The organism is Rhizobium sp. BT03, from assembly GCF_030053155.1.
Classification (GTDB): domain Bacteria; phylum Pseudomonadota; class Alphaproteobacteria; order Rhizobiales; family Rhizobiaceae; genus Rhizobium.
Window position 1 is genome coordinate 2,081,698 of sequence record NZ_CP125640.1, and the last position, 26,163, is coordinate 2,107,860.

At 62.7% G+C, this 26,163-nt stretch carries 23 protein-coding genes and 1 tRNA gene; 13 read left to right on the plus strand and 11 right to left on the minus strand.

The features are described from left to right. Positions 1–401: 401 nt before the first annotated feature. The 7 genes from phoB to phoR form a co-directional block, all read right to left on the minus strand. A complete protein-coding gene (gene phoB / locus QMO80_RS10250) occupies positions 402–1,085 on the minus strand; it encodes a phosphate regulon transcriptional regulator PhoB (protein ID WP_003570612.1) in 684 nt (227 codons plus the stop codon). Between the two features lie 137 nt (positions 1,086–1,222). Then, the gene (phoU, locus tag QMO80_RS10255) at positions 1,223–1,936 is read right to left on the minus strand and encodes a phosphate signaling complex protein PhoU (protein ID WP_283199941.1); all 714 of its coding nucleotides are present in this window, start codon (positions 1,934–1,936) and stop codon (positions 1,223–1,225) included. A 44-nt stretch (positions 1,937–1,980) separates the two neighbouring features. Next, complete coding sequence (gene pstB / locus QMO80_RS10260; RefSeq protein ID WP_049732262.1) at positions 1,981–2,796, minus strand: phosphate ABC transporter ATP-binding protein PstB; 816 nt, start codon at positions 2,794–2,796, stop codon at positions 1,981–1,983. Positions 2,797–2,811: 15 nt separating this feature from the next. Then, on the minus strand, positions 2,812–4,134 hold the full coding sequence (gene pstA / locus QMO80_RS10265) for a phosphate ABC transporter permease PstA (protein WP_283199942.1): 1,323 nt from the start codon (positions 4,132–4,134) through the stop codon (positions 2,812–2,814). Then, positions 4,131–5,612, minus strand: coding sequence for a phosphate ABC transporter permease subunit PstC (gene pstC / locus QMO80_RS10270; RefSeq protein ID WP_283199943.1), 1,482 nt, complete (start codon positions 5,610–5,612; stop codon positions 4,131–4,133). Before pstC ends, pstA begins: the two co-directional genes overlap by 4 nt. A 138-nt stretch (positions 5,613–5,750) precedes the next feature. Continuing rightward, positions 5,751–6,785, minus strand: coding sequence for a substrate-binding domain-containing protein (locus tag QMO80_RS10275; protein WP_283199944.1), 1,035 nt, complete (start codon positions 6,783–6,785; stop codon positions 5,751–5,753). Positions 6,786–7,240: 455 nt separating this feature from the next. Then, positions 7,241–8,464: a phosphate regulon sensor histidine kinase PhoR gene (phoR, locus tag QMO80_RS10280; RefSeq protein ID WP_283199945.1), complete on the minus strand. Its 1,224-nt coding sequence runs from the start codon at positions 8,462–8,464 to the stop codon at positions 7,241–7,243. Between the two features lie 241 nt (positions 8,465–8,705). On the opposite strand from phoR, the gene ppk2 reads away from it, so the two are divergent. Beyond that, positions 8,706–9,587 carry a polyphosphate kinase 2 gene (ppk2, locus tag QMO80_RS10285; RefSeq protein ID WP_283199946.1) on the plus strand — a complete coding sequence of 294 codons (882 nt, stop codon included), beginning with the start codon at positions 8,706–8,708 and terminating at the stop codon, positions 9,585–9,587. A gap of 112 nt (positions 9,588–9,699) precedes the next feature. Here the strand turns inward: ppk2 and QMO80_RS10290 are convergent, their stop codons facing one another. Next, positions 9,700–10,899 (minus strand): regulator, encoded by a 1,200-nt coding sequence (locus QMO80_RS10290; RefSeq protein WP_283199947.1) that lies wholly within the window; start codon positions 10,897–10,899, stop codon positions 9,700–9,702. A gap of 286 nt (positions 10,900–11,185) precedes the next feature. On the opposite strand from QMO80_RS10290, the gene QMO80_RS10295 reads away from it, so the two are divergent. From QMO80_RS10295 to QMO80_RS10305, 3 genes are all read left to right on the plus strand, one after another. Beyond that, positions 11,186–12,145: a nitronate monooxygenase family protein gene (locus QMO80_RS10295; protein WP_283199948.1), complete on the plus strand. Its 960-nt coding sequence runs from the start codon at positions 11,186–11,188 to the stop codon at positions 12,143–12,145. A 121-nt stretch (positions 12,146–12,266) separates the two neighbouring features. Then, a tRNA-Thr gene (locus tag QMO80_RS10300) sits at positions 12,267–12,342 on the plus strand. A 204-nt stretch (positions 12,343–12,546) separates the two neighbouring features. Next, positions 12,547–13,020, plus strand: coding sequence for a hypothetical protein (locus QMO80_RS10305; protein WP_283199949.1), 474 nt, complete (start codon positions 12,547–12,549; stop codon positions 13,018–13,020). 22 nt (positions 13,021–13,042) lie between these two features. Here the strand turns inward: QMO80_RS10305 and QMO80_RS10310 are convergent, their stop codons facing one another. Then, a complete protein-coding gene (locus QMO80_RS10310; protein WP_283199950.1) occupies positions 13,043–13,216 on the minus strand; it encodes a hypothetical protein in 174 nt (57 codons plus the stop codon). Here QMO80_RS10310 and QMO80_RS10315 point away from each other — a divergent pair. The 3 genes from QMO80_RS10315 (at position 13,200) to QMO80_RS10325 (ending at position 15,758) form a co-directional block, all read left to right on the plus strand. Beyond that, the gene (locus tag QMO80_RS10315) at positions 13,200–13,565 is read left to right on the plus strand and encodes a hypothetical protein (protein ID WP_283199951.1); all 366 of its coding nucleotides are present in this window, start codon (positions 13,200–13,202) and stop codon (positions 13,563–13,565) included. The two genes, QMO80_RS10310 and QMO80_RS10315, sit on opposite strands and share 17 nt — an antisense overlap. Positions 13,566–13,783: 218 nt before the next feature. Beyond that, a complete protein-coding gene (locus QMO80_RS10320; protein WP_283199952.1) occupies positions 13,784–15,274 on the plus strand; it encodes an MDR family MFS transporter in 1,491 nt (496 codons plus the stop codon). Positions 15,275–15,377: 103 nt separating this feature from the next. After that, the gene (locus QMO80_RS10325) at positions 15,378–15,758 is read left to right on the plus strand and encodes a GFA family protein (RefSeq protein ID WP_283199953.1); all 381 of its coding nucleotides are present in this window, start codon (positions 15,378–15,380) and stop codon (positions 15,756–15,758) included. Between the two features lie 59 nt (positions 15,759–15,817). Here the strand turns inward: QMO80_RS10325 and QMO80_RS10330 are convergent, their stop codons facing one another. Both QMO80_RS10330 and QMO80_RS10335 read right to left on the minus strand, forming a co-directional pair. Then, complete coding sequence (locus QMO80_RS10330) at positions 15,818–17,854, minus strand: ABC transporter ATP-binding protein/permease (protein WP_283200163.1); 2,037 nt, start codon at positions 17,852–17,854, stop codon at positions 15,818–15,820. An 83-nt stretch (positions 17,855–17,937) separates the two neighbouring features. After that, positions 17,938–18,837 carry a GntR family transcriptional regulator gene (locus QMO80_RS10335; protein WP_283199954.1) on the minus strand — a complete coding sequence of 300 codons (900 nt, stop codon included), beginning with the start codon at positions 18,835–18,837 and terminating at the stop codon, positions 17,938–17,940. 235 nt (positions 18,838–19,072) lie between these two features. Between QMO80_RS10335 and QMO80_RS10340 the strand changes: the two genes are divergently transcribed. The 6 genes from QMO80_RS10340 (at position 19,073) to QMO80_RS10365 (ending at position 26,042) form a co-directional block, all read left to right on the plus strand. Further along, positions 19,073–20,575 (plus strand): UxaA family hydrolase, encoded by a 1,503-nt coding sequence (locus QMO80_RS10340; protein ID WP_283199955.1) that lies wholly within the window; start codon positions 19,073–19,075, stop codon positions 20,573–20,575. A 39-nt stretch (positions 20,576–20,614) separates the two neighbouring features. Continuing rightward, positions 20,615–21,634: an aldo/keto reductase gene (locus QMO80_RS10345; RefSeq protein WP_283200164.1), complete on the plus strand. Its 1,020-nt coding sequence runs from the start codon at positions 20,615–20,617 to the stop codon at positions 21,632–21,634. Between the two features lie 9 nt (positions 21,635–21,643). Continuing rightward, positions 21,644–22,093, plus strand: a complete 450-nt coding sequence (locus QMO80_RS10350; RefSeq protein ID WP_283199956.1) for an RbsD/FucU family protein — start codon at positions 21,644–21,646, stop codon at positions 22,091–22,093. Positions 22,094–22,298: 205 nt separating this feature from the next. After that, positions 22,299–23,288 carry an ABC transporter substrate-binding protein gene (locus QMO80_RS10355; RefSeq protein WP_283199957.1) on the plus strand — a complete coding sequence of 330 codons (990 nt, stop codon included), beginning with the start codon at positions 22,299–22,301 and terminating at the stop codon, positions 23,286–23,288. Between the two features lie 105 nt (positions 23,289–23,393). Beyond that, positions 23,394–24,947, plus strand: coding sequence for a sugar ABC transporter ATP-binding protein (locus QMO80_RS10360; RefSeq protein WP_012556484.1), 1,554 nt, complete (start codon positions 23,394–23,396; stop codon positions 24,945–24,947). 120 nt (positions 24,948–25,067) lie between these two features. Then, positions 25,068–26,042, plus strand: a complete 975-nt coding sequence (locus tag QMO80_RS10365; protein ID WP_283199958.1) for an ABC transporter permease — start codon at positions 25,068–25,070, stop codon at positions 26,040–26,042. Positions 26,043–26,163 lie beyond the last annotated feature (121 nt).

Genomic DNA, 26,163 nt, shown 5'->3' on the forward strand with positions numbered 1-26,163 from the left:
TGTTGGGTGTGGCTGCCCCTCATCCGCCTGCCGGCACCGACCGGGGGGGCGAGCCACATGTCTCGACCCGTCCTTCGGACCCCGCTTGCGGGGAAAAGGGATATGCCGCAGCGTCTCGATTCCCTCTTCTCCCCAGCGGGGAGAAGGTGCCCGTAGGGCGGATGAGGGGGCCGGCGAAGCCGGTCTTTCCCAACAACGCCCGTGCGGGTTTCGACCGTGCTTAGGGCGTTCGCCGTTGATATGATGGGATAGGTGATGACGGGAGGGGGTGCCGTGTGGGCCCCCTCATCCGCCCCTTCGGGCCACCTTCTCCCCGCTGGGGAGAAGAGGGAGCAAGCGGCAATCTCTCCGTTCCCGGCAACCTCTCGCGGGGCACGTCCCCTCACCCCCGTTTGCGAGGCTCAGGCTTCCATCGAATAGCCGGCGCCGCGGACGGTGCGGATGACGTCTTGCATGTTGGAGAAGTTCAGCGCCTTGCGCAGGCGGCCGACATGGACGTCGACGGTGCGTTCGTCGACGTAGATGTCGTGGCCCCAGACGCCGTCCAAGAGCTGCGAGCGGGAAAAGACCCGGCCGGGCGACGACATCAGGAATTCCAAGAGGCGGAATTCGGTGGGACCGAGGCGGACTTCGCGGCTCTTGCGGTGGACGCGGTGGGTTTCGCGGTCGAGTTCGATATCGCCGCATTTCAGCACGGTCGACAGTACCTCGGGGCGGGCGCGGCGCAGCATCGCCTTGACGCGGGCGACGAGTTCCGGGGTCGAGAAAGGCTTGACGACATAATCGTCGGCGCCCGTCGACAATCCGCGGACGCGCTCGCTCTCCTCGCCGCGCGCCGTCAGCATGATGATCGGCAGGCGCTCGGTTTCCGGCCGCATGCGCAGGCGCCGGCAAAGCTCGATGCCGGAGACGCCGGGCAGCATCCAGTCGAGGATGAGAAGGTCGGGCGTGCGCTCCTGAAGCCTGATTTCGGCCTCGTCGCCACGAAGGATGGTATCGACCTCGAAGCCCTCAGCTTCGAGATTGTAGCGGAGAAGCACGCTCAGGGCTTCCTCGTCTTCAACAACTGCAACTCTCGGGATCATGCGTGTCGGTCTCCTCGCGCTTGATCCTTAAACCGGGGGTGATTTAAGCAATGCATCCTGCGCAAATTCACAAAAAATGGCTGCGACCTCTTTGCGCGCCCCAGATGGGCGCGCACGCAATGGTCTGGTTTAGGCGGTTATTCGGTGACCGCGCCGACGGTGTTGGCGCTGTCGTCCTTCGGACGGTCACCTTCCGGCTGCGCGCCGGTCGCCATGTAATAGATGGTCTCGGCAATGTTGGTGGCGTGGTCGCCGATGCGCTCGATATTCTTGGCGCAGAAGAGAAGATGCGTGCAGCTGGTGATGTTGCGCGGATCTTCCATCATGTAGGTCAGGAGCTCGCGGAACAGCGAGGTGTACATCGCGTCGATCTCGTTGTCGCGCTCGCGGATCGCACTCGCCTTGTCGGCGGCGCGCGTCGTGTAGACGTCGAGCACTTCCTTGAGCTGGACGAGCGCCAGTTCGGACAGATGCTCGAGGCCGCGGGCGAGCTTGCGGGGAACGCCGGTGCTCTGCACGGCGATAACACGCTTGGCGGTGTTCTTGCCGAGGTCGCCGACGCGTTCGAGATCGGCGGCGATGCGGATCGAACCCATGATTTCGCGCAGGTCGGCGGCCATCGGCTGGCGGCGGGCGATGGTGATGATCGCCTTGTCGCCGATCTCGCGCTCGGCGTGATCGAGGATCACGTCGTCGGAGATGACCTTCTGGGCGAGCGCCGTGTCGCCGTTGACCAGGGCGCGAACGGATTCGGCGACCATCTGCTCGGCCAGGCCGCCCATTTCGGAAATCCGTCTGGACAGGAACTTCAGATCATCATCATAGGCAGAATAAATATGTGTCGATGCCATGGGGCTTTGTCCTCGAATAACGGGAAGGCTTCGGATGACCGCAATCAGCCGAAGCGACCCATGATGTAGTCCTGGGTGCGCGGATCGTCGGGATTGGTGAACATCTTGTCGGTGTCGTTCTCCTCGACGAGATTGCCGAGGTGGAACATGGCGGTGCGCTGCGAGACGCGCGCGGCCTGCTGCATGGAGTGGGTGACGATGACGATCGTGTAGTTCTCGCGCAGCTCGTGGATCAGCTCCTCGACCTTGGCGGTGGCGATCGGGTCGAGCGCCGAGCAGGGCTCGTCCATCAGGATGACTTCGGGGCTGACGGCGACGGCACGCGCAATGCAGAGGCGCTGCTGCTGACCGCCGGAGAGGCCGGTGCCGGATTCGTGCACGCGGTCCTTGACCTCGTTCCAGAGGCCGGCGCGCTGCAGGCTGGTCTCGACGATCTGGTCGAGATCGGCCTTCGACTTGGCAAGGCCATGGATGCGCGGGCCGTAGGAGACGTTTTCATAGATCGTCTTCGGGAACGGGTTCGGCTTCTGGAAGACCATGCCGACGCGGGCGCGCAGTTCGACGACGTCGATATCGGGATCATAGATGTCGTCGCCGTCCAGCGTGATCTTGCCGGCGACGCGGCAGCCGTCGATCGTGTCGTTCATGCGGTTCAGGCTCCGCAGGAAGGTCGACTTGCCGCAGCCCGACGGGCCGATCAGCGCGGTTACGGTGTTTTCGCGGATGTTCAGGTTCACATCGAAAAGCGCGCGCTTCTCGCCGTAGTAAACCGAGACATCCTGGCCGATCATCTTATACGGGACGTTGCTCATCTTCTGATCCAGCGCCTTTTCAACTGCAGCTTCCGTCAACATGTTCATGATCTGTAACTCCGTTTACCAGCGGCGCTCGAAGCGACGACGCAAGAGGATGGCGCCCATGTTCATGACGATCAGGAACAGGAGCAGGACGATGATGGCACCCGAAGTACGCTCGACGAAGGCCCGTTCGGCCTCGTTGGCCCACATATAGACCTGCACCGGCAGGGCCGTCGAGGGATCGAGCGGTGTCGTCGGCGCGTTGGCGACGAAGGCGACCATGCCGATCAGGAGCAGCGGCGCGGTTTCGCCGAGCGCATGCGCCAAGCCGATGATCGTGCCTGTGAGGATGCCGGGCATGGCGAGCGGCAGAACATGGTGGAACACCATCTGCATCTTCGAAGCGCCGAGGCCGAGCGCTGCGGCGCGGATCGACGGCGGCACGGCGCGCAGAGCCGCGCGCGTCGCGATGATGATCGTCGGCAGGGTCATCAGCGTCAGCACCAGGCCGCCGACCAGCGACGCCGAACGCGGCAGGCCGACGAAATTGATGAAGACGGAAAGGCCGAGCAGACCGTAGACGATCGACGGGACGGCGGCGAGGTTGTTGATGTTGACCTCGATCAGATCCGTCAGCCGGTTCTTCGGGGCAAACTCCTCGAGATAGATCGAGGCGGCGACACCGATCGGCAGGGAGAGCACCAGCACGATCAGCATCAGGTAGAGCGAGCCGATGAGGGCGACGCCAAGGCCTGCAGCCTCCGGACGGCTGGAATTGCCGTTGACGAAGAGGCCGGTGTTGAACTGCTTGTGCAGAGCGCCGCTCGCCTTCAGCTCGTTCATCCAGCCAACCTGCTTGTCGTTGACTTTGCGGTTCTTCTCATCGACCGAAAGGTCGATCTGGCCCTTGTTGGCGCTATCGACATTGGCGTCGGCAAGCACGGTGACATTGACCGTCTTGCCGATGATCGACGGGTCGGCGACGACCATGTCGCGCAGCTGGATCGGCGCGCCCTTGGAGAGCATGGCGGCTGCATCGCGCACGTCGGGCTTGCTCGAGGCATTGATATTCAGCTGCTTGACGATCGCATCGCGCAGCAGAACCGGGTAATTGGCGGCGATCAGCACCGAAGGGTCAGTCGCACGCTTGTTGCTGGGGTCGATCGTCTTCTCGGAGAATTCGATCGGCAGGGTGATCGCCGTCTGCTGGAAGGCGGTGTAGCCTTTGCCGATCACCGTCCACAACAGAATGAACAGGAAAACGAGACCGAAGGCGATGGCGGCGATGCCATAGGCCTGGAACCGGCGCTCGGCGGCGTAGCGGCGCTTGATGCCGATATCGCGGCGCGCCGGCGCCTTGGAGATGGTGACGCCTGATGTGGGAGAAACAATATCCGTCATTCGTACTGCTCCCGGTATTTGCGCACGATGTAGAGCGCATAGATGTTGAGGCAAAGCGTGATGCAGAACAGGGTGATGCCCAGAGCGAAAGCAACCAGCGTCTGCGGCGAGGTGAACTCGAGGTCGCCGGTCAGCTGATTGACGATCTTGACGGTCACCGTCGTCATCGGCTCGAAGGGATTGATCTGGATGCGGGCGGCGACACCGGCGGCCAGCACGACGATCATGGTTTCGCCGATGGCGCGCGAGGCGGTCATCAGAAGCGCGCCGACGATGCCGGGAAGAGCGGCCGGCAGAACCACCTTCTTGATGGTTTCGGAGCGGGTGGCGCCGAGACCGAGCGAACCGTCGCGCAGTGCCCGCGGCACGGCGGTGATGATGTCGTCCGACAGCGAGGAAACGTAAGGGATCAGCATGATGCCCATGACGATGCCGGCGGTCAGAACGCTCTGCGCCTGGATGAAGTTGGTGTAGCTGCCGGAGAGCAGGCCGCTGATCTGAGCCGAGAAATCGCGCAGGAACGGGCCGACGGTGACGAGCGCGAAGAAGCCGTAGACGATGGTCGGAATGCCGGCGAGCACTTCGAGCAGCGGCTTGGCGATCCCGCGCAGCTTCGGCGAGGCGTATTCGGCCATGTAAATAGCGGCGAACAGGCCGACCGGCACGGCAACCAGCATGGCGACCAGGCCAATATAAAGCGTGCCGAGCAAGAGCGGGATCAGGCCGAACTGGCCGAAGGATGAGCTGCCGGCGCCGGCGAAACGCGGATCCCAGACGGTGCCGAAGAAGAAATCGGCGGCGGGTACGGCGGCAAAGAAGCGCGCGGCTTCCGACAGCATCGAAAGCACGATGCCGATCGTCGTCAGGATGGCGATCGACGAGGCAAGCAGCAGGCCCCAGAGCATGACGCGCTCGACCCGGTTGCGGGCGCGGAAGCGGGGCGCGATGGCGCGCAGCGCATAGAAGGCGCCGGCAACGGCGAGAATGAAGACCACCGCCGTCATGGCGAGGCGGCTCGTTGCGCTCATGGCGTTGAGCGTCTTGGCGGCGCCGAGCATGTAAGGCAGCGGCTGGCCGGCAAGCGGCACGCCCTTTTCGCTGAGCTTGGCCTGCAGTGCCGCCGGATCGGTGCCGACGGCTGCGGTCTCCTCAGCGGTCAGCATCGTCAGGCCGCGGGCGAGCGTCGCTACCATGGAATAACCGAGATCCTGCTCGACGGCGGCCTGCGCCTTGACCTCTTCAGGGAAGTGGCTGCGAACCGAGGACTGGATGATGCCGGGGCTGACCGAGAGCCAGACGCAGATGACGATGAGAGCGGGAAGAACCGCCCAGATCGCCGCATAGGCGCCGTAATAGGCCGGCCGTGAATGCAAGGCAGAGGATTTGCCGCCGGCAAGTGCCGAGGCCCGGCTGCGCGCGACCAGATAGGCGGCGGCACCGATCACCACAAGGCACAAAAGTATGATGGATGTGCTCATTCGTTACGTCCCCAGGCCCGCAGCCCCAAAAAGCCCAATCATGCGGAATGAATTTACCCTGCAGCACCGGAAACGCCGGCACGCAAAGGGATAAGGCAATGCCGGCGCGGGCTTTGCAGCGCCGCGCCGGCAAAGTGATTACATGGACTTGCCGGCTTCGACGTCCTTGCGGATCGCGTCGCGCTCGGCATCCGGAGCGGCAACCAGGCCGTATTCGACGAGCGGGCTGTCGGGGCCGATCATCTGGTCGGATACGAAGAAGTTGACATATTCCTTCAGGCCCGGAACGGCGCCGAGATGTGCCTTCTTGACGTAGAAGAACAGCGGGCGGGAAACCGGATAGGTGCCGTTGGCGATCGTTTCCGTCGACGGAACGATGCCGCTCATGGTCGCAACCTTGAGCTTGTCGGCATTGTTTTCGTAGAAGGAGAGGCCGAATACGCCGACGCCGGTCTTGTTGGCAGCGATGCGGGCGAGCGTTTCCGGATAGTCGCCGTCGATGTCGACAGCAGCGCCGTCCTTGCGGACTGCGACGCAGGCCTTCGTCTGAGCGGCCTTGTCGGAGATTTCCTTGGCGATGACGTCGAGAGCACCCGAAGCCTTGCAGCCGGCAGCGAGAACGTTCTGTTCGAAGACTTCGCGGGTGCCGTGCTTTTCGCCCGGGATATAGGCAGCGATATCAACAGCCGGAAGCTTCGGGTTGACGTCCGACCACTTCTTGTAGGGGTTGGCGACGAGCTTGCCGTCGACGACGACCTGGGCTGCGAGGGCCTTGTAGATGTCTGCGGGAACGTAGGCAACGTCCGGGTTGGACGAGTCGGTTGCGAAGACGATGCCGTCATAACCGATCTTGACTTCCTGAATGTCGGTCACGCCGGCAGCCTTGCAGGCCTCGGCTTCGTTCTTGTTGATCGGACGCGAAGCGTTGGCAATGTCGATGGTGTCTTCGCCAACGCCCTTGCAGAATTCCTTCAGACCAGCGCCGGTGCCGCCGGATTCAACGACCGGCGTCTTGAAGTTGGTGAAGGTTTCGCCGAAGGACTCGGCAACGATCTTTGCGTAAGGCAGGACGGTGGACGAACCGGCAACCTGAATCTGGTCACGGGCGACGGCAGCGCCAGCGAAAGCGGCGGTTGCAGCGAGCGCGGCAACGGTGAGCTTGAAGGTGTTCATTAGAAATCTCCCGCATTGGGCTTGTGTGAGTGCGGCCTTTCGAGAGGCCCTCGCAGTGCCTTTTTTCATCGGCGGGACTCTCTTAGCGCTGTAAGCACCGTCCTTTTATGTCAAATCGGTGAAACATTTGTGACAGGTTAAGTTGTTGATATTAAATAATTAATTTAATACACGTCGAGCGGATGCGTCCGCAAGGATCTGAACTTTGGCCGCAGATCTACTTTTCATTGTAAATCCATTAAGCACACCATAAAGTGAAGGGCTCTTGCATCCTTTCATTCAGATCATACCGTGTGTCTGCCCCTCATCCGCCTGCCGGCACCTTCTCCCCGCGCGCGGGGCGAAGGGGATATGCCGCAACCTCTCGGCCCTCACCCACCTCTCGTAGGGCACGTCCCCTCTCCCCGTCAGAACGGGGAGAGGGTTAGGGTGAGGGGCACTTTCCTATCCGTTTCTCAGAACCGCACCGTAAAATCGGTGCCCTTGCCGACCTCGGATTTGACGATCAGCCGCGCCCGGTGGCGGGTGAGGATGTGCTTGACGATGGCGAGGCCGAGGCCGGTGCCTTTTTTCGAGCGGCTGTCCTCGATGCTGACGCGATAGAAGCGCTCGGTCAGGCGCGGCACATGCTCGGCCGGAATGCCCGGTCCCTTATCGACGATGCTGACCTCGACGGGCTCACCGGCGCCGTTCTTCAGCCAGACATCGACGATCTTGCCCTCCTGGCCGTATTTGCAGGCGTTTTCCATCAGGTTCTCGAACACCTGGACGAGCTCGTCGCGGTCTCCCAGCACCTCGACCTTGCCGTCGGGCAGATGCAGGTCGATATCGACGCCGACATCTTTTGCCAGCGGCACCAGCGAATCCCGGACATGGCCGAGCAGCGGCACCAGATCGACCTTCTCATCCGGCGCGATATGCGATTTCAGCTCGAGGCGCGAGAGCGACAGCAGGTCGTCGACCAGCCGGCTCATGCGCGTCGCCTGATCGAACATGATGGCGAGGAAACGCGCCTGCGCCTTCAGATCGTTTTTCGCCGGTCCCTGGATGGTCTCGATGAAGCCGCGGAGCGACGCCAGCGGCGTGCGCAGCTCATGGCTGGCATTGGCGACGAAGTCCGAGCGCATGCGATCGATGCGGCGGACCTCTGAAATATCGCGGAAGGAGAGGATGAAATAGCGCTCATGCGGCCCGCCTTCGGCCGAAAATTCAATGGGCGCGCTGCGGACGATATAGACGCGCTCGGAGGGCAGCCGCTCGGCATGCTCGATCTGGTTCGGGGCGTTGGTAGCGATGGTTTCGCGCACCATGTCGAGCACACCGGGCGAGCGCATGCGGCCCGATATATGGGCGCCGAGCGCCACCTCGCCGAAGGCCTTTTCGGCCGCCCGGTTCTGGAAGAGCACCGAGGCATCGTCCGACAGCACCATGACCGGGATATCGAGGCCGGCGAGCGTGGCGGACACTTCAGGCAGGCGGCTCGGCGGCACCTCCGGCGCAATCTCCACCGGCTCAGCGGGTTCGTCCTTGATGACGGGCGCCTCGTTGAAAAGCGCGGTGACGATCATGATAAGCAGGAGGCCAAGCACAACCCACTTGTTCATGCCGGCGGCAAGCGCGGCGAGCGCGCTGACGATCGCCGCCAGCAGCACCGGCCGCTCGCGCCGGATGCGCGCCAACAGGCTTTTTCTCCACGGAGTTTCGTCTTGCAAGTGCCCTCGCGGCGTCGATTCGTGTTTCTTATATTGAACTCTGCCTGATAGCGGCAATTCATGACAGAAATTTTCGGTCGGCCGCGTCTCAAGCGAAAGGCCGCAGCCGAAACCCGCGAAAAATGATCGGCGAATGCGAGAGATTTGATTTTCAACGGTAAATATGTTCGCCTGCAGGAAAGAAGCGATCGGGCTTAAGGAGGAGCATATGGCCGAGACCGTCGAAAGCAGGGCCGTGGAGCTGGAGATCCGCGGAAAGCAACGTATCTTCGATGTCGACGATCCCATCCTGCCGGACTGGGTGGAGGAACACGCGCTTGCCTCCGGCGACTTTCCCCACAAGAAGAAGCTGAAGGAAGAGGACTATGTCGAGCAGCTGGAAAAGCTGCAGATCGAGCTCGTCAAGGTGCAGTTCTGGCTGCAGGCATCAGGCAAGCGGGTGATGGCGCTGTTCGAAGGGCGCGATGCGGCCGGCAAGGGCGGCGCGATCTCGGCCTCCTCGGAGAATATGAACCCCCGCCTTGCGCGCGTCGTGGCGCTGACGAAGCCCACCGATCGCGAACAGGGACAATGGTATTTCCAGCGTTATATCGCGCAGTTCCCGACCGCAGGCGAATTCGTGCTGTTCGACCGCTCCTGGTACAACCGCGCCGGCGTCGAGCCGGTCATGGGTTTCTGCACGCCGCAGCAATATGAGGATTTTCTCAAGCAGGCGCCGCAGCTCGAAAAGATCATCGCCCATGAGGGCATCTTCTTCTTCAAATTCTATCTCGATATCGGCCGCGAAATGCAGCTCAAGCGCTTCCACGACCGCAGGCACGATCCGCTGAAAGTCTGGAAACTGTCGTCGATGGACATCGCCGCACTGACGAAGTGGGGCGATTACAGCGAAAAGCGCAATCGCATGCTGAAGGAAACCCATACGGATTTCGCGCCCTGGACGGTGATCCGCGCCAACGACAAGCGGCGCACGCGCCTCGAACTCATCCGCCACATGCTGAACAGGATGGATTATGACGGCAAGGACGAGAAGGCGCTCGGCACGGTCGATAAGGAGATCATCGGCTCAGGGCCCGGCTTCCTGAAGTAGGCGGCGAGCCGGCGCCGGGCCGCCAGTTACTGGGACCGAGGCCATCGGCTTCGCCGAGGCTGGGGCCACCGGCTTTGCCGGGGCCGGGGCTACCGGCTTCGCCGGAGCCGGATTATTGCCCCGGCAGGATGCGGACGGCGAAGAGGTTGATGCCGCGCGCCTTGCCGTCGAGATCGCTGTTGATCGTCAGCGTGCCCGGCGCATTCGGCGCCAGCGAGCGGTCGAATTTCACCTGCAGCAGCGCATCCGATTTTTCGCGGGTGACGTTGAAGCGGTGGCGGGCGCAATTGCCGAGCGACTGGAAATTGCACTCGACGGTGACCTGCGTCGGCTCGTCGGTGGTCGATTGCAGCGTCAGCGCGATGGTCGAGGATTTGCCGGCAAGCTGCTGCAGCACCGAGGCGGGCACGCTGATCGAGATATTGCCGTCGGCCGCACCGCTTTCGGAAATCAGGCGGACGGCGGGGCCGTCATTCTCGGCGATCTTTTCGGTGCGCGCCCGCGGGCCGCTCTGGATCTTGTCGGCATCGTCGGGCTTGAACAGCGGTATCCAATCGGCCGAAAAGCTGTTCTGCGGATCGATGGTCACCGGCTCGTCGGTGTGAGGGGCCACATTGCCGGCGCTGTCGTCATTGCCGGTGAAATCCTCGGGCTGGGTGCTCGCCGGCGGATTGGCGACGCTGGTGTCGCGCTCCGCAGCCGTCATCAGCAGACCGGATGTATGCGCCCACCAGGCGCCGATGCCGATGAAGGCAAGCAGCACGCACCAGACGAGAAGCCTGGAAAAGAATTTGCGCGGCTTGCGGCGGCCTGCCGCCCGCTCCGGGCGAAAATCCATGTTGGTGGCGCGCTGACCGCGGGCAAGCCGCTCCTCGCCGACCGGGGCGGCAGCCAGATGGTCGGCACTGCCGGCACGCACGTCGTCGAGGCTGAAATCGTCGCCGCGGCCGTGGGTCACCTCGGGAGCGCGGGTCTCGCCTGCGGCCGCAGGGCTGTCGATGAGGTTGTCGATATCGCCGACATCCCCCTTTTGAACCGGCGGCGTCGGCATTTCCACGACGGGCGGCACGGGCACTTCAGGCGGCCTCTGGCGCGGGTGCAGCCGATCGCGCTCCTCGCTTTCGATGGCGTGGATGGTGGTTTCCAGGCGATGGCGATGATGGGCAACGACCTCGGTCTCGGTGATATCCTGCTTGCGCAAGCCGGCTTCAAGCGCCTGGCGGGCCGACTGATAGATCCTCGCTCGAACCTCCGGATTGTCGCGATCGGAATTATCGAGCGCTGTTCTGATGGCCGTTTCTAATCCGCTCACCTCAAGTCCTTCACCTTGAACCCGGCATCGGACTGCAATCCCCGCCGTTCTCCATCGAAATTCGGTAGCGGCAAGCGCGGCAAACCGCAAGCCTTGCAGGCCCGGTTGCAGCGGATCGGCGGGGATAATCGCCAGGTTTCGCCGCTTGCGGACCTTATTCTACCAGCTTTGTCAGCCGCATATATTCGGGCAGAAATCGACGAAGGCGTGGCGGCCGCTCTTTTATCGGCTTTTCTTCTCTGTTATGAGATTGACGTTTTCGTAAACGTCAATGGATGCATGAACCATGGCCCTGCCCCCGATCCTCCGGGATAAATTGAGACTGCCGGTCATCGGCTCGCCGCTGTTCATCATCTCGCATCCGGCGCTGACGCTGGCGCAATGCAAGGCGGGTGTCATCGGGGCGTTTCCGGCGCTGAACGCCCGGCCGGAGAGCCAGCTCGACGAATGGCTGGCCGAGATCACCGAAGAACTCGCCCGTCATGACGCCGCCCATCCCGATCGGCCGGCGGCCCCCTTTGCCGTCAACCAGATCGTCCACATGTCGAACAAGCGGCTGGAGCACGACCTGTCGCTCTGCGTCAAATACAAAGTGCCTGTCGTCATCTCCTCGCTCGGCGCCGTGCCGGAGGTCAATGCCGCCGTGCATTCCTATGGCGGCATCGTGCTGCACGACATTATCAACAACCGCCACGCCCATTCGGCCATCCGCAAGGGTGCGGACGGACTGATCGCGGTGGCGGCCGGCGCCGGCGGCCATGCCGGCACGCTCTCGCCCTTCGCGCTCGTCCAGGAAATCCGCGAATGGTTCGACGGGCCGCTGCTGCTCGCCGGCGCGATCTCGACCGGCGGCGCCATCCTTGCCGCGGAAGCGATGGGCGCCGATATGGCCTATATCGGCTCGCCCTTCATCGCCACTGAAGAAGCGCGCGCCACTGAGCCCTACAAGCAGGCGATCGTCGAAGGCGCTGCCGGCGATATCGTCTATTCCAACTATTTCACCGGCGTGCACGGCAACTATCTCAAACCCTCGATCGTCGCCGCCGGCATGGACCCGGACAACCTGCCTGCCGCCGATGTCTCGAAGATGGATTTCGAACAGGCGGTCGGCGGCGCCAAGGCCTGGAAGGACATCTGGGGCAGCGGCCAGGGCATCAGCGCCATCAAGGCCGTCGAACCGGTTGCCAAACTCGTCGACCGGCTGGAGGCCGAATATAAGGCCGCCCGCGCCCGGCTAGCACTCTGAGGGCAGTCTTCCACACCCCGCCCTCTTTTTTGCCAAAGCCATGACAGGGCGCTTGAAATCTTCGGACAATGGCTGTATCAGCGCCATGCAAATCGCGGGCCGCATGCTTCGGCCGTGAAATGCCGCTTTAGCTCAGGTGGTAGAGCACATCATTCGTAATGATGGGGTCGCAGGTTCGAGTCCTGCAAGCGGCACCATTTTTTCCTCAATCGCGTGCTAACAACCTCCATTATAAGCCCCATTTAATATCCTGCGTCCACCTTTAGCTACGTTTGGGCGCTCGGCAGGCAAGCTTCGACAGGTGGTGGGCATCTTCTCTCAACGCGGTCGGGCTGCCCTTCAGTTCGCATGAGCGGCTGGATGTCGATCGAGCGCGTGCAGGCCAGCAATTAGGAGGATTTATGCGGATATCGCTTTTGAGTATGGTAGTTTTCACCTTTGCTATGTCCTCGGCACAGGCCGAGGATTTCCCTCTCGCCTCATGTGCTGGGTGGGACGGAACGCTGGTCAGCAGGACCGGCACCGATTCACGCGCTGCGGTTATGGAAGGGAACGTCAATCAGGCCAACTTTCAGGAATATTGCGAGCGAGATCCGGGATACGAGACGGTCGCACATGGCGGGAAACTGACTGTTGAGCAGTGCGTGGCGATGTATCTGCAGGAAAATGGCAAAGACACCTACCGTTCCACCGCCGATTGCCGCAAGGGCACCCTGTCCTTCGTTCCTCCTGGCGGAGAACCGCTGCGGGCCACTTTCCCATTACCGGAGGATGCAGATGTGTCGTGCTCCTCAGGCATGCTGCCGCTGATCAAGCAGTTCACGATGCTTTGCCCTAAGGCGGCGCGAAAGTTTAAAATGCTGGAGGGCGAATGAGTGTCCTGCGTAGGCTATAAGTTCATCGAGCTGCCGGGTAGGCATAGACGGTCGGGATGGTCACGATCAGCGCCCCTAGTATGATGAGCAGGTGAAGCGGCCGCGCGACCAATTCCGCTCGGAACAATGCCGCCGCCGAGCCGGTTCTCCCCTTGAGACAAACGAGCATGGAGAACATCATGTCCTGCAAACTCATCGCAATATCCCTCCTTTCCATCGGCCTTGCCGGCTCGACCATGGCGCAGACGGCTGGTGGTGCAAATTCCAGCGGGCGGCTTTCGGTGGCGCCTGTTATCGGCGGCTCGGGAAGTTCCGGCTCAGGCTCGGCGGGCACCGGATCCACCGGCCCTGGTTCGGCGGGCAGCGGTTCCGTCGGCACGGATCCCGGCACCACCGGCAGCACGAGCGGCAATGGCGGCGTCGAACTCAATAGCGGCCGCAGCACGATCAATCCCGGCGGGGTCAATCCTGATCTCAAGCCGACGCCGGGTTGCACCGCCGGCTCCGGGGATACCGGCTCGGGCGGCGAGGCCTGCCCGCAGTGAGGATAGGGCGGATGTCCGCCTGATTGGATAAGGGCCTGGGGCTGGGCGCCGGGCCTTCGTTTCGCTGCCGTCAAACCGCATAAGACAACGGTTGCCGTGAGAACTGCTTTACCGGCCGGTTTCCAGGACGTAATAGTACCGCATCCCTCCGCAAGCGGCGATCGCCCTGCCCAGCCTGCCGTTTTCCGGCATCTGCGGAGCACCCGAAGAGGATCGTCATGTCGAATGCAGCGCATCGCTCGAACCGCGTGCTTGTCGTCGCCACCATCATGCTCGCCACTTTCATGGTGGCGATCGAGGCGACGATCGTGGCGACCGCGATGCCGCGCATCGTCGGGGAACTCGGCGGCTTTTCCTATTACAGCTGGGTGTTTTCGGCCTTTCTGCTGGCGCAGTCGACGACGACAGTCATCTACGGCAAGCTTTCCGACATCTTTGGGCGCAAGCCGGTGCTGATCGGCGGCATCCTGATCTTCCTCGTCGGCTCTTTGCTCTGCGGGCTTGCCTGGTCGATGATGTCGCTGGTGCTGTTCCGGCTGCTGCAGGGGCTCGGCGCCGGCGCCATCCAGCCGGTGACGACGACGATCATCGGCGATCTCTTCAAGCTCGAGGAGCGCGGCCGCGTGCAGGGCTTCATGGCGACCGTGTGGGCGACCTCGGCCGTCGTCGGGCCGCTGGCCGGCGGCATCATCGTCGACAATATCTCCTGGGCCTGGATCTTCTGGATCAACCTGCCGATCGGCATCATCTCGATCATCGCCTTCATGCTCTTCCTCAAGGAGGACGTGGCGCACAAGCAGGCAAAGATCGATTACCTCGGATCGGTGCTGTTTTCGATCTCGATCGTGGCACTTCTCGTCATGCTGACGGAAACCGATGCCAGCGCCTGGATCCTGCTGTCGCTTTTCGCCGTCTTCGTGGTCTCGGGCATCCTTTTCCTGGCCCAGGAGAGGCGGGCGCCGGAGCCGATCATCTCGATCCCGCTGTGGAGCCGAAGGCTGATTGCGACCAGCAATGCGGCGACGCTGCTGGCCGGCATGGCGCTGATCGGGCTTTCGACAATCCTGCCGCTCTATGTGCAAGGCGTGCTCGGCCGCTCGCCTCTTGTCGCGGGGTTCACGCTCACCATGCTCGTCGTCGGCTGGCCCTTGGCGGTGATGCTCTCCGGCCGTTTCTACAGTGTCTTCGGCATCCAGCGCACCTTGCGCGTCGGCAGCCTGATGTTTCCCTTCGGCGCCTGTTTCCTGTTGTTCCTGACCCCTGACAGTTCGCCGATCGTTGCCGGTGCCGGCTCCTTCTTCATGGGCTTCGGCATGGGTCTGATCAGCCTCACCAGCATCGTGCTGGTGCAGGACAGCGTCGAATGGTCGATGCGCGGCAGCGCCACCGCCTCGATCATCTTTGCCCGCAGCCTCGGCAACACGCTCGGCGCCACCGTGCTCGGCGCCATCCTCAATGCCGGCATCAATCACTATGCGAGCGGCGAGGCGGCGGCCGGTCTGCATGAGGCGCTGAACCAGCCGACCGGGCTTTCGGCGCTTGCCGCCGACCCGGCAATCCGCGCCGTCTTCAACGCGGCGCTGCATTGGAGCTTCTGGGGCGTGGTGGTCGTCGCGGTGCTGACCTTCTTCACCACCTGGCTGATCCCGGTCGGGCACGGCCGGAAAAGCGAGGGCGCGGCCGTCGCAAGCGAGGCGGCCTCGCATTAGGCGGTTCAGCCGATGCCCGGACGCGTGACCCGGCTGACGGGCGCAGCAGCCGGATCCTCGGCGCAGGTTTAAAGGCAATATTGGACTTACGAGAGGAACGCTCATGCACAAAGGATCCTGTCTGTGCGGCGCTGTAACTTTTGAGATCGAAGGCGATCTGCAAGCGCCGGACGCATGCCACTGCTCCAAATGCCGAAAACAATCCGGGCACTTTTTCGCTTCAACCGACGTGCCTCGACGTCAGATCACGATCCGGGGAGGCGAAAGTGTCACCTGGTATCAATCCTCGGAAAAGGTGAGGCGTGGATTTTGCGCGGTATGTGGATCATCGCTGTTTTGGGATCCACCGCATCGAGACTGGATTGCTGTCGCGATGGGTGCATTTGATAGCCCGACCGAAACCCAACTTAAAATGCATATCTTTGTCGCGGATAAAGGCGACTACTACGACATTGCAGACGACCTCCCCCGGAATCAGCAATAGAAGCGTGAAGCTGCGTATCCGACAAGCGGGGGCACTCCGCGCACCCGACCAAGCCGACGTCAGTGTCTGTTCCGCGGCTCCCCCGTCTTGTTCGAGGCCGTGCCGGCCTTCGGCACGGCGCGGCGCTTCTCCAGAACGCGTGACAGCAAGTTCCGTTTTCTCTTGCGCTTGATGAGGTCGATATCGCTGACGAGCTTTGCGCCGCCCTCGCGCCGTTCCAGGGTGATCTTGCGGCTATGGAAGACTTCGAGCTCGGCGCGATGCGCGACGCTGATGATGGTCACCTCCGGCAATTCATGGATCACCATCTGCATCATCTTATCCTGGCTCTTTTCGTCGAGTGCCGAGGTCGCTTCATCGAGCACGATGATATCGGGCGTATGCAGCAGCAGGCGCGCAAAGGCGAGCCGCTGCTTTTCGCCGCCCGACAGGGTCTGGTCCCATGGCGCGTCTTCCTCGATCTTGTCGTTCAGGTAAGCCAGTCCCACCTTGTCGAGGGCCGCCTTGATCTCATCGGACGTCCAGCTATCGGCAGCGCCGGGATAGGCGACTGCGCGGCGCAGCGTCCCGGAAGGAATGTAGGGTCGTTGCGGCAGCATGAACAAGCGGCGGTCGGCGTGGAAATTGACGCTGCCGTCACCCCAGGGCCAAAGACCGGATATGGCCCGCACCAGCGTGCTCTTGCCAGAACCGGATTCTCCGGAGACGAGCACCCGCTCGCCGGGCTCGATCGCCACCCGGGTTTCCGTGACCACGGCGGTGCCGTCGTCGAGCGACACGGAGAGATCGTTCAGGCTGAGCATCGCCTCGCCTTCCGTTTCGCCGCGCTTGATGCGGCCGAGCGCGTCGCTCTGTTCGGCCCGCTCCAGCCCGTCGAGCGACATCATCAGCGAAGCGACGCGCCGGGCACAGGCGTTCCAATCGGCAAGACGGGGATAGTTGTCGACCAGCCATCCGAACGCGCCCTGGACGATGGCGAAAGCAGAGGCTGCCTGCATGACCTGTCCGAGCGTCATGCTGCCTTCGAGAAACTTCGGCGCGCAGAGCAGGACCGGCACGACCGGGGCAATCAGCATGGAGCCATGCGACACCAGCGTCGTGCGCATGTGCTGGCGGGCAAGCAGCGCCCATTGCCCGAGCACGTTGGCGAAGGTTTTGTCGAGGTCGTTGCGCTCCTCCTCCTCGCCGCCGAGCAATGCGATGCTCTCGCCGTTTTCCCGCACATGCGTCAGCGTGTAGCGAAATTCGGCCTCCGTCTGGTTTTTGGTCTCGGAGACCTGGACGAAATGGCGGCCGATCACCGCCATTGAGCTGGAGGTGATCGCGGCATAGAGGACCGCGGTGACGACGAGAAAGCCGGGAATGGTGACGGTGAAACCGGCGATCGGCAGCGTCAATGCGCCGCCGATCGTCCAGAGCACGACGATGAAGGTCGAGGCCGCCAGGAATGCGGAAATGACGCCGGCGATGAAATCGACGGGGGCCTCTGTGGCAATGCGCAAATCCTCGGAAATGCGCGCCTCGGGGTTCTTGTGGTCGCCGCCGATCAGGTTCAGCTGATAGTAACGGCCGTTTGCCAGCCAGCGCCCGATGACCGCGGTCGTCAGCCAGGAACGCCAGCGCCGCTGGATCATCATGCGAAGCGCAACCTGTGTGGTGACGACAGCGACGGTGCCGAGCACCAGCGGCACGAAGACGGCGCTGAGGAAATAGACGGTGCCGGCATCGCGTTTCTCGATGGCGTCGAAAATCGATCGATTCCAAAGATTGATTCCATATTGGAAGCCGACATTGATGCCGATCAGGGCCAGCAGCCCAAGTGTGCACGGCCAGGCGAGCCTGTCGCCACTGCGGCCCCAATAATGGCGGGCGCTGATCCAGAAACGCTTGAGCAGATACTTCTTGCGCGCCTGCTCGGCCTCCTCGGGCGTCAGCTCCAGACCGGGCTCAACGACATCTGGCGGGGGGACTTCTGGCGGTGGGACATCTGGCGGCGGCACGGCCTCGGCAGTCGATGGCTTCTCCTCGGCCGCCGTCTCGGAACCCTGCGGTTCGGTATCGTCGACCGATTTCGGTTTAAGTTTTGCGCCGCTCATAAGCACGATAACGGCTTATGGATCAGAAGGTTTCATGATGCGTGTGTGGAAGGCGGTGTTTGGCGTTGTGCCGTGCGGCCCCCTCATGCGCCCTCTGTCGCCATCTGCGGCAGGGATTGCAGCAGGGTCTGGCGGGCGGAGCGCAGGTGGATGCGGCAGGCTTTCTCGATTGCGGCCTGGTCGCCGGATTCGAGGGCGGCGATATAATCCAGATGCTCGTGGATGGCGCGCTCGTTGCGTTCGCGGGCGGCGGTCTTGTTCCACTGGTAGTGATAGTGGAAGACGATGGCGATGGCGTCGTAGAAGTCGGCGATGAAGCGGTTCTTCGAGGCGCGGTGGATCAGCAGATGGAAGCGTTCGTCGAGGACGGAGAAATCCTTGAAGCGCTGATTGATATCGGCAAGCATGGCGTGATGTTCGTCGCGGATGGCGGCGAGATCGGTCCAGGCCTGGCTGTCCCGGGCAAGCCGGCCGAATTCGGCGGCGGAATGCAGCTCGAACATCTCGCGCACATCGGCCAGTTCGAGGGCGAATTCGCGGGTGAAGCCTTTCAGCGTCCAGTGGCTGTTCGGCCGTTTCTCGATCAGACCGAAGCGGGAGAAGCGGATCAGGAATTCGCGCACGCTCGTCGTGCCGGTGCCGATCTCGCGGGCAAGCTCCAGCTCGTTGATCTGCATGCCGGGGGCGGCATCATCGGCGAGGATGCGCTGCATGAAGCTGCGCTCGATGATATCGTGCAGGGAGTCGGTTTCTTCGGAGGGAAAGAGGTCGCGATCGGTGGGCTGGCGCAGCACGATCTTCTGGCGCTTGTTCCAGCGAATGATGCCTTCCTCGCTGAGACGGGTGAGGATGGCGCGGGCCGTCGAGCGGCTGACGCCGAGCTGGGCGGCGATCTCCGGTTCCGAGGGCAGTGCCGTATCCGTGCGCAGGGCGACGGCATACCTGTTGTAGGCTTCCTTGAAGACCGTATTCTGCCTTGCCACCAGACCCCGCTTTCCGCCCTCGTGCCCGCTGCCCGGCTCTAAAGCAGGGCAAACCGACCGGGGCTTGTTCAAACGACCTTAACTGATTTCCGGCCGCCTGCGGCTCATTGCCTCCCTCGTCCACAGGATCAATATTCCCGTTGACTTGAAAATGTTTATTGTAGATAAAAAACAAAATCAATGCACATCCGAAAACCGTTTACACTTTTCGGCATCACGCTCTGGGAGAAGAGACTTGGACAAACTGCCTTGGATCATCCTGTCGGCCGGTGACAATGTCGCGGTCGCAACGGCGGCCATCGCACCGGGTTCGACGGTTGCCGGCATCAAGACCTCCGAGAAAATCGACCCCGGCCACAAGGTGGCGATTGCGGATATTCCGCTTGGGGCTCCCGTGGTGAAATACGGACAGGCGATCGGCCGCACCACGGCCGAGGTCAAGGCCGGCCAGCACGTGCACAGCCACAACCTGCATTTCGAAAACGACCGGCTGGCGGCGACCGCCAATTCGGCGCCGGAAACGGCGACTGATGAAGACAAGGCGCGCACCTTCATGGGCTACCGCCGCGCCGACGGGCGGGCGGCGACGCGCAATTATATCGGCATCATCGCCAGCGTGAACTGTTCCACCACCGTCTGCCGGGCGATCGCCGACGAGGCGAACCGGACGATCCTGCCGCATTACGAAGGCATCGACGGTTTCGTGCCGATCGTGCACGACCAGGGCTGCGGCATGAGCTCGACCGGCGACGGCATGAACGTGCTGCACCGGACCCTTGCCGGCTACACCAGGCATGTCAATTTCGGCGGCGTGCTGATGATCGGCCTCGGCTGCGAGGTCAACCAGTTGACGCTTTACGGCCAGAGCGGTGCCGGCGCTTCCAAGCGGCATTTCAACATTCAGGATGCCGGCGGCTCGCGCCGCGCGGTCGAGCGCGCCATGGGCATGCTGCGCGAAATCGCCGCCGATGTCGGCAAGGAAAAACGCGTGCCGATGTCGGTCGGCGAAATCATCATCGGCCTGCAATGCGGCGGCTCGGACGGCTTTTCCGGCATCACCGCCAATCCGGCGCTGGGTGTCGCGGCCGATCTCTTGGCAGCGGCCGGCGGCACGGCGATCCTGTCGGAAACCTCGGAAATCTACGGCGCCGAGCATCTGCTGCGCAGCCGCGCCGTCAGCGATGACGTGGCCAGGAAGCTCGACGAGAAAATCGCCTGGTGGGAGGATTACGTCGCCCTGCATGGCGCCTCGCTCGACAACAACCCCTCGCCCGGCAACAAGCGCGGCGGCCTCACCACCATCCTGGAAAAATCGCTCGGCGCGGTTGCCAAGGGTGGGCGCTCGCCGCTGACGGCGGTCTATGGTTATGCCGAGCGGGTCACCGCCCCCGGCCTCGTCTTCATGGATACTCCAGGCTACGACCCGGTCTCGGCAACCGGCCAGGTGGCCGGCGGGGCGAATATGATTGCCTTCACCACCGGCCGCGGCAGCTGCTTCGGCTGCCGGCCGGCGCCGTCGCTGAAGCTTTCCAGCAATTCGGCGCTCTATGCCTCGATGGAAGAGGACATGGACATCGATTGCGGCACCATCGCCACCGGCGATGCGACGATCAGCGGCAAGGGCCGCGAGATCTTCGAGCTGATCGTCGACACGGCGTCGGGCAAGAAGACCAAGAGCGAACTCTTCGGCTACGGCGACAATGAATTCGTGCCCTGGCATCTCGGCGCAACGCTCTGATCTGAAATAGAAAATCCCAAGGCTTGACGAGGAAGCATGATGAAGACGAGACGCATCGGCAAGACCAAGCTCGAGGTGACCGAAATCAGCTTCGGCGCGGCAGCGCTCGGCGGTCTTTACCGCGCCTGCCCGCGCGAGGTGGCGATGGACACGCTGCAGGCGGCCTGGGACAGCGGCATCCGCTATTTCGACGTGGCGCCCTGGTACGGCCTCGGCCTTGCCGAACGCCGGGTCGGCGATTTCCTGCGCGACCAGCCTGATGGTTCCTACGTGCTGTCGACCAAGGTCGGCCGGCTGCTTCGGCCGGTGCCGACCGGCACCGTGCCCGATTACAGCTATGTCGATCCGCTCTCCTTCGATGCCGATTATGACTATTCCTATGACGGCATCATGCGCTCGGTCGAATTCAGCTATGCCCGCCTCGGCCTCAACCGCATCGACATTCTCTACGTGCACGATATCGGCGGCTATACGCATGGCGCGGCGAAGAATGCGGTCTATCAGAAGCAGCTGCTCGATTCCGGTGTGAAAGCGCTCGAGGAACTGAAATCCTCAGGCGCGATCGCCGCCTTCGGCCTCGGCGTCAACGAAGTGCCCGTCTGCCTCGACGTCATGCGCAACGCCGATCTCGACTGCATCCTGATGGCCGGCCGCTACACGCTGCTCGACCGGTCGGCAGTCGCCGAGCTTCTGCCGCTCTGCCAGCAGAGGGGCACGTCGCTCGTCGTCGGCGGCGTCTTCAACTCCGGCATTCTCGCCACCGGGCCGGTGCCGGGATCGCATTTCGACTATATGCCGGCCGATGACGAGGTGCTGGCCAAGGTCGGCGCCATGGAGGCGATCGCCAAACGCCACGGCGTGCCGCTGGCCGCACCCGCCCTGCAGTTTCCGCTGCGCGAACCGATCGTCGCATCGGTGCTGATCGGCACCGCCAAGCCGTCGAGCCTGATCCGCAACATGGAGATCGTCGAGCCACGGCTTGCCGATGAGATCTATGCCGAATTCGAGCCCTATACGCTGGTCGCGCCGCCGCTCGGCGCCGAAGCTGTCCGGGTCTGAGGAGACACTATGCTCAAAGGTATTCATCCGCTGCTCGGCCCCGATCTGCTCCACGCGCTGAAGACGATGGGACATGGCGACGACATCGTCATCGCGGACGCCAATTTCCCCTCTGGTTCGATGGGCCCGCCGGTCATTCGCGCCGACGGCGTCAGCGCCACCGACATGGCCGAGGCGATCCTCGCCCACATGCCGCTCGACACTTTCGTGCCGGAGACAGCCTGGCGGATGGAGGTGGTCGGCGACCCGCACGCCGTGCCGGAGGTCTGCGCCGAGTTCCAAAAGATCGTTTCCCGGCGCGCCGGCAAGTTTGCGATTGTGCCGGTCGAGCGTTTTGCCTTCTACGCGATGGCTCGCAAGGCTGCCTATATCGTCGCGACGACGGAATTCCGGCTGTACGGCAACCTGATTTTGAAAAAGGGCGTCGTGCATCCGCATGAGGTCGATCTCGGCCGGTAGCTATTTTAGGCTATCGTTGTATTGGAATAAAATCAGTTGCTTGGGAGGAGTTTGCCAAAGCAAAAAAGCCGGATCGGCACTCTTGCAATTTGATTGCGCCTCGGCTAGCTTCTCCCTGCAAATGTTTTTTATCGATAAAAATCGTCCGCCTGCGTTCAGCGGCCGATTTATTCGGAGGAGAACGCATCCTGAGAGGAGAACCCTTATGACCATCGTGAAATCCCTTCTGTCGCGCCGCGCCTTTACCGCGCTCGCCGGCGCTGCCGTCATCGCCACGGCGATGCCGGTCACGTCCTTTGCCGCCGACGTGACGATCCCGATCATCGTCAAGGACACGACGTCCTTCTACTGGCAGATCGTTCTGGCCGGCGCCCGCAAGGCCGGCAAGGATCTCGGCGTCAACGTGCCGGAACTCGGCGCCCAGGCGGAATCGGACATCAACGGCCAGATCAGCATTCTGGAGAACGCCGTTGCCGGCAAGCCGGCCGCCGTCGTCATTTCGCCGACCGAATTCAAGGCGCTCGGCAAGCCGATCGATGAAGCTGCCAAGTCTGTTCCGATCATCGGCATCGACTCGGCCGCCGACTCCAAGGCGTTCAGCTCGTTCCTGACGACCGACAACGTCCAGGGCGGCCGCATCGCCGCCGACGGTCTGGCCGCCGCCATCAAGGAGATGACGGGCAAGGAAGAGGGCGAAATCGTCATCCTGACCAATCTTCCCGGCGTCGGCTCGCTGGAGCAGCGCCGTGAAGGCTTCCTGGATCAGATCAAGACCAAGCATCCCGGTCTGAAGGTCATCGCCGACAAGTATGGCGACGGCCAGGCAACGACCGGCCTCAACATGATGACCGACCTGATCACCGCCAACCCGAAGCTCGTCGGCGTCTTCGCCTCGAACCTGATCCTGGCACAGGGTGTCGGTCAGGCGATCGCCGAAAACAAGCTTGGCGACAAGATCAAGGTCATCGGCTTCGACAGCGACGACAAGACGGTCGGCTTCCTCAAGGACGGCGCCATTGCCGGCCTCGTCGTCCAGGACCCCTACCGCATGGGTTATGACGGCATCAAGACCGCGCTTGCCGTCTCGAAGGGCGAGAAGGTCGAAGCCAATGTCGACACCGGCGCCAACCTCGTCACCAAGGCGAATATGGCCGATCCGAAGATCGACGCACTGCTGAACCCGAAGATCAAGTAAGTACGACAGAGAGGCCGCGCCGGTTTTTAAAAACCGGCGCGGCTTTTTCCATCATGCTATGGTTTGCACGGGTGGAAATGAGGCGACCAAGAGGAGGAGAGGTCCATGATCGGACTGGAAGAGGTCAGTCATCGCCATGATGACAGCGCCACGCTGAAAGAGGCCAATCGCATCCCCACCGGATCGCCCATCCTCGAGCTCAAAGGCCTGCAGAAGAATTACGGTCATGTGCAGGCGCTGAAGCCGGCGACGCTGACCTTCCTCGCCGGCGAAATCCACGCCATCGTCGGTGAAAACGGCGCCGGCAAATCCACTTTGATCAAATTGCTGACCGGCGTCATCACCCGCACGGCCGGCGAGGTGCTGTGGTGCGGCCAGCCGGTGGGACTGTCGACGCCGAACGAGGCGATCGCCCGCGGCATCAACGCCGTGCACCAGGAGGTCGTGCTCTGCCGACACCTGACGGTTGCCGCCAACCTCTTTCTCGGCGACGAAGTCAACCGCTACGGCCTGATGCGCAAGAAGCAGATGGAGAAGCTGGCGCAGGCCGTGCTCGACGATCTCGGCTTCGGCCTGCCGGCCGGCGCGCTGCTCAGCTCGCTGACGATCGGCCAGCAGCAGCTGGTGGCTACGGCGCGGGCGGCGATGCGCGGCACCCAATTCCTGATCTTCGACGAACCCACAGCCTATCTCACCCGCCAGGAATCGGCGCAGCTCTTCAAGCTGATCCGCCGGCTGCAGGGCGAAGGCGTCACCATCGTCTATATCAGCCACCGCATGGAAGAAGTCTTCGAGCTTGCCGACCGCGTCTCGGTGCTGCGCGACGGCACCCATGTCGGCACGCGGCTGATCGGCGAGACCAATGACGCCGAGCTGATCGCGCTGATGATCAACCGCTCGATCGAACAGATCTACCACAAGGAAGAGATTGCCATCGGCGAAACGATCGTCGAGGTCCGCGGCCTTTCGGGCCCGGGCTTCGAAGACGTGTCGCTGAGCGTCAAGGCTGGACAGATCGTCGGCCTCTACGGGCTGATCGGCGCCGGGCGCAGCGAATTCGCGCTCGGGCTCTACGGGCGCCAGCCGACGACGGCAGGCGACATCCAGTGGATGGGCAAGCCTGTCGATATCAAGAACGAACGCACCGCGATGGAGCTCGGCATTGCGCTGGCGCCGGAAAGCCGCCGCGACCAGGGGCTTTGCCTCAACCTGCCGATCGGCCTCAACATCAACCTGCCGGTGTTCGGGCGCCTCAGCCATGGGCCGGTCATCAACCACGCGCGGGAATCGGCCAATGCCGACAGGCAGATCCGCGATCTCAGCATCAAGACGCCGAGCCGGCGTGTGCCGGCCTCCAGCATGTCGGGCGGCAACCAGCAGAAGATCGTCATCGGCAAGTGGCTGAGCCATGGCGCCAGGCTGTTCATCTTCGACGAGCCGACCGTCGGCGTCGACGTCGGCACCAAGGCGGAAATCTATAGGCTGTTCGCCAAGCTGCTGAAGGAGGGCGCCGGCATCATCCTGATCTCCTCCTACCTGCCCGAGGTCTACGAACTGGCCGACCGGCTGCACGTCTTCCGCGGCGGCAGGATCGTCGCGAGCCATGATTTCCACGCGGCGACGCATGAGGAAGTGCTCAGCGAAGCGATCGGCGTCTGAGCACAAGCAATTCCAGCAAAAGTGCGTAGCGGTTTTGCGTCCGGAAATTGCGTGAGAACAAAGAGATAGAGAATTTCCGCCATTCGGAAAAACGAAAATTCTCTAAGAGGGAGAAAATTCATGACTGCCACCCCCACCGAAATCGCAGCACCGCCGCCGCGCCGGAAAATGAACATCCTGTTCGGCCTGACCCTGATCGGCCTGCTGGTCTTCCTCTGGGTCGTGCTCGGTCTTGTCACGCCCAGCTTCTGGACGCCGCTCAACATTTCGAACCTGCTGCGTCAGGGCGCGATGACGGCGATCCTGGCGCTCGGCCAGACCTTCGTCATCATCACAGCCGGCATCGACCTTTCGGTCGGCGCGATCGTCGGCTTCTGCACCGTCATCATCGCCTGGCTGCTGCAGGCGGGCGTGCCGCTCTGGGGAGCGATCGCGCTGACGCTGCTGATCGGTGTGGCGATCGGCGCCTTCCACGGCTTCGGCATCGTCCATATGGGCCTGCCGCCGTTCATCATCACGCTCGCTACGCTGACATCGCTGCGCGGCATCGGCTTGCTGATCACCAACGGCTCGACGATCAGCATCACCGACGAGAGCTTCAGCAATTTCGCGCGGGCCGATTTTCTCAGTATTCCGAGCCTGTTCTGGATGGTCATCCTGGTGGCGGTGCCCTCCTTCGTCTTCCTGCATCTCAGCCGCTGGGGCCGCTATCTCTTCGCCGTCGGTTCGAATGCGGAAGCCGCGCGCCTTTCCGGCGTCAACGTCAAGGGCATGATCTACCTTGCCTATATCCTCTCGGCCGGCTTTGCCGCCTTCGTCGGCGTGCTGCTCGCTTCGCGCATCGCCATCGGCAATGCGACGCAGGCCGACGGCTGGGAACTGCAGGCGATCGCCTCCTCCGTCATCGGCGGCACCAGCCTGTTCGGCGCGGTCGGCTCGGTGCACGGGCCGCTGATCGGCGCCTTCATCCTCGCCACCATCAACAACGGCGCCAACCTTCTGAACGTCAACTCCTTCTGGCAGCGCATCATCACCGGTCTCTTGATCATCGTGATCGTCTTCTTCGACCAGCTGCGCCGCCGCAAGAGCAATTGAGCGGCGAGCAGAAGATCGCCGCCTACCCGCCCCTCATCCGCCTGCCGGCACCTTCTCCCGGCTCGCGGGGAGAAGGGACCAGGCCGCAACCTCTCGGTCCCTCGCCAACGTCTCGCTGGGC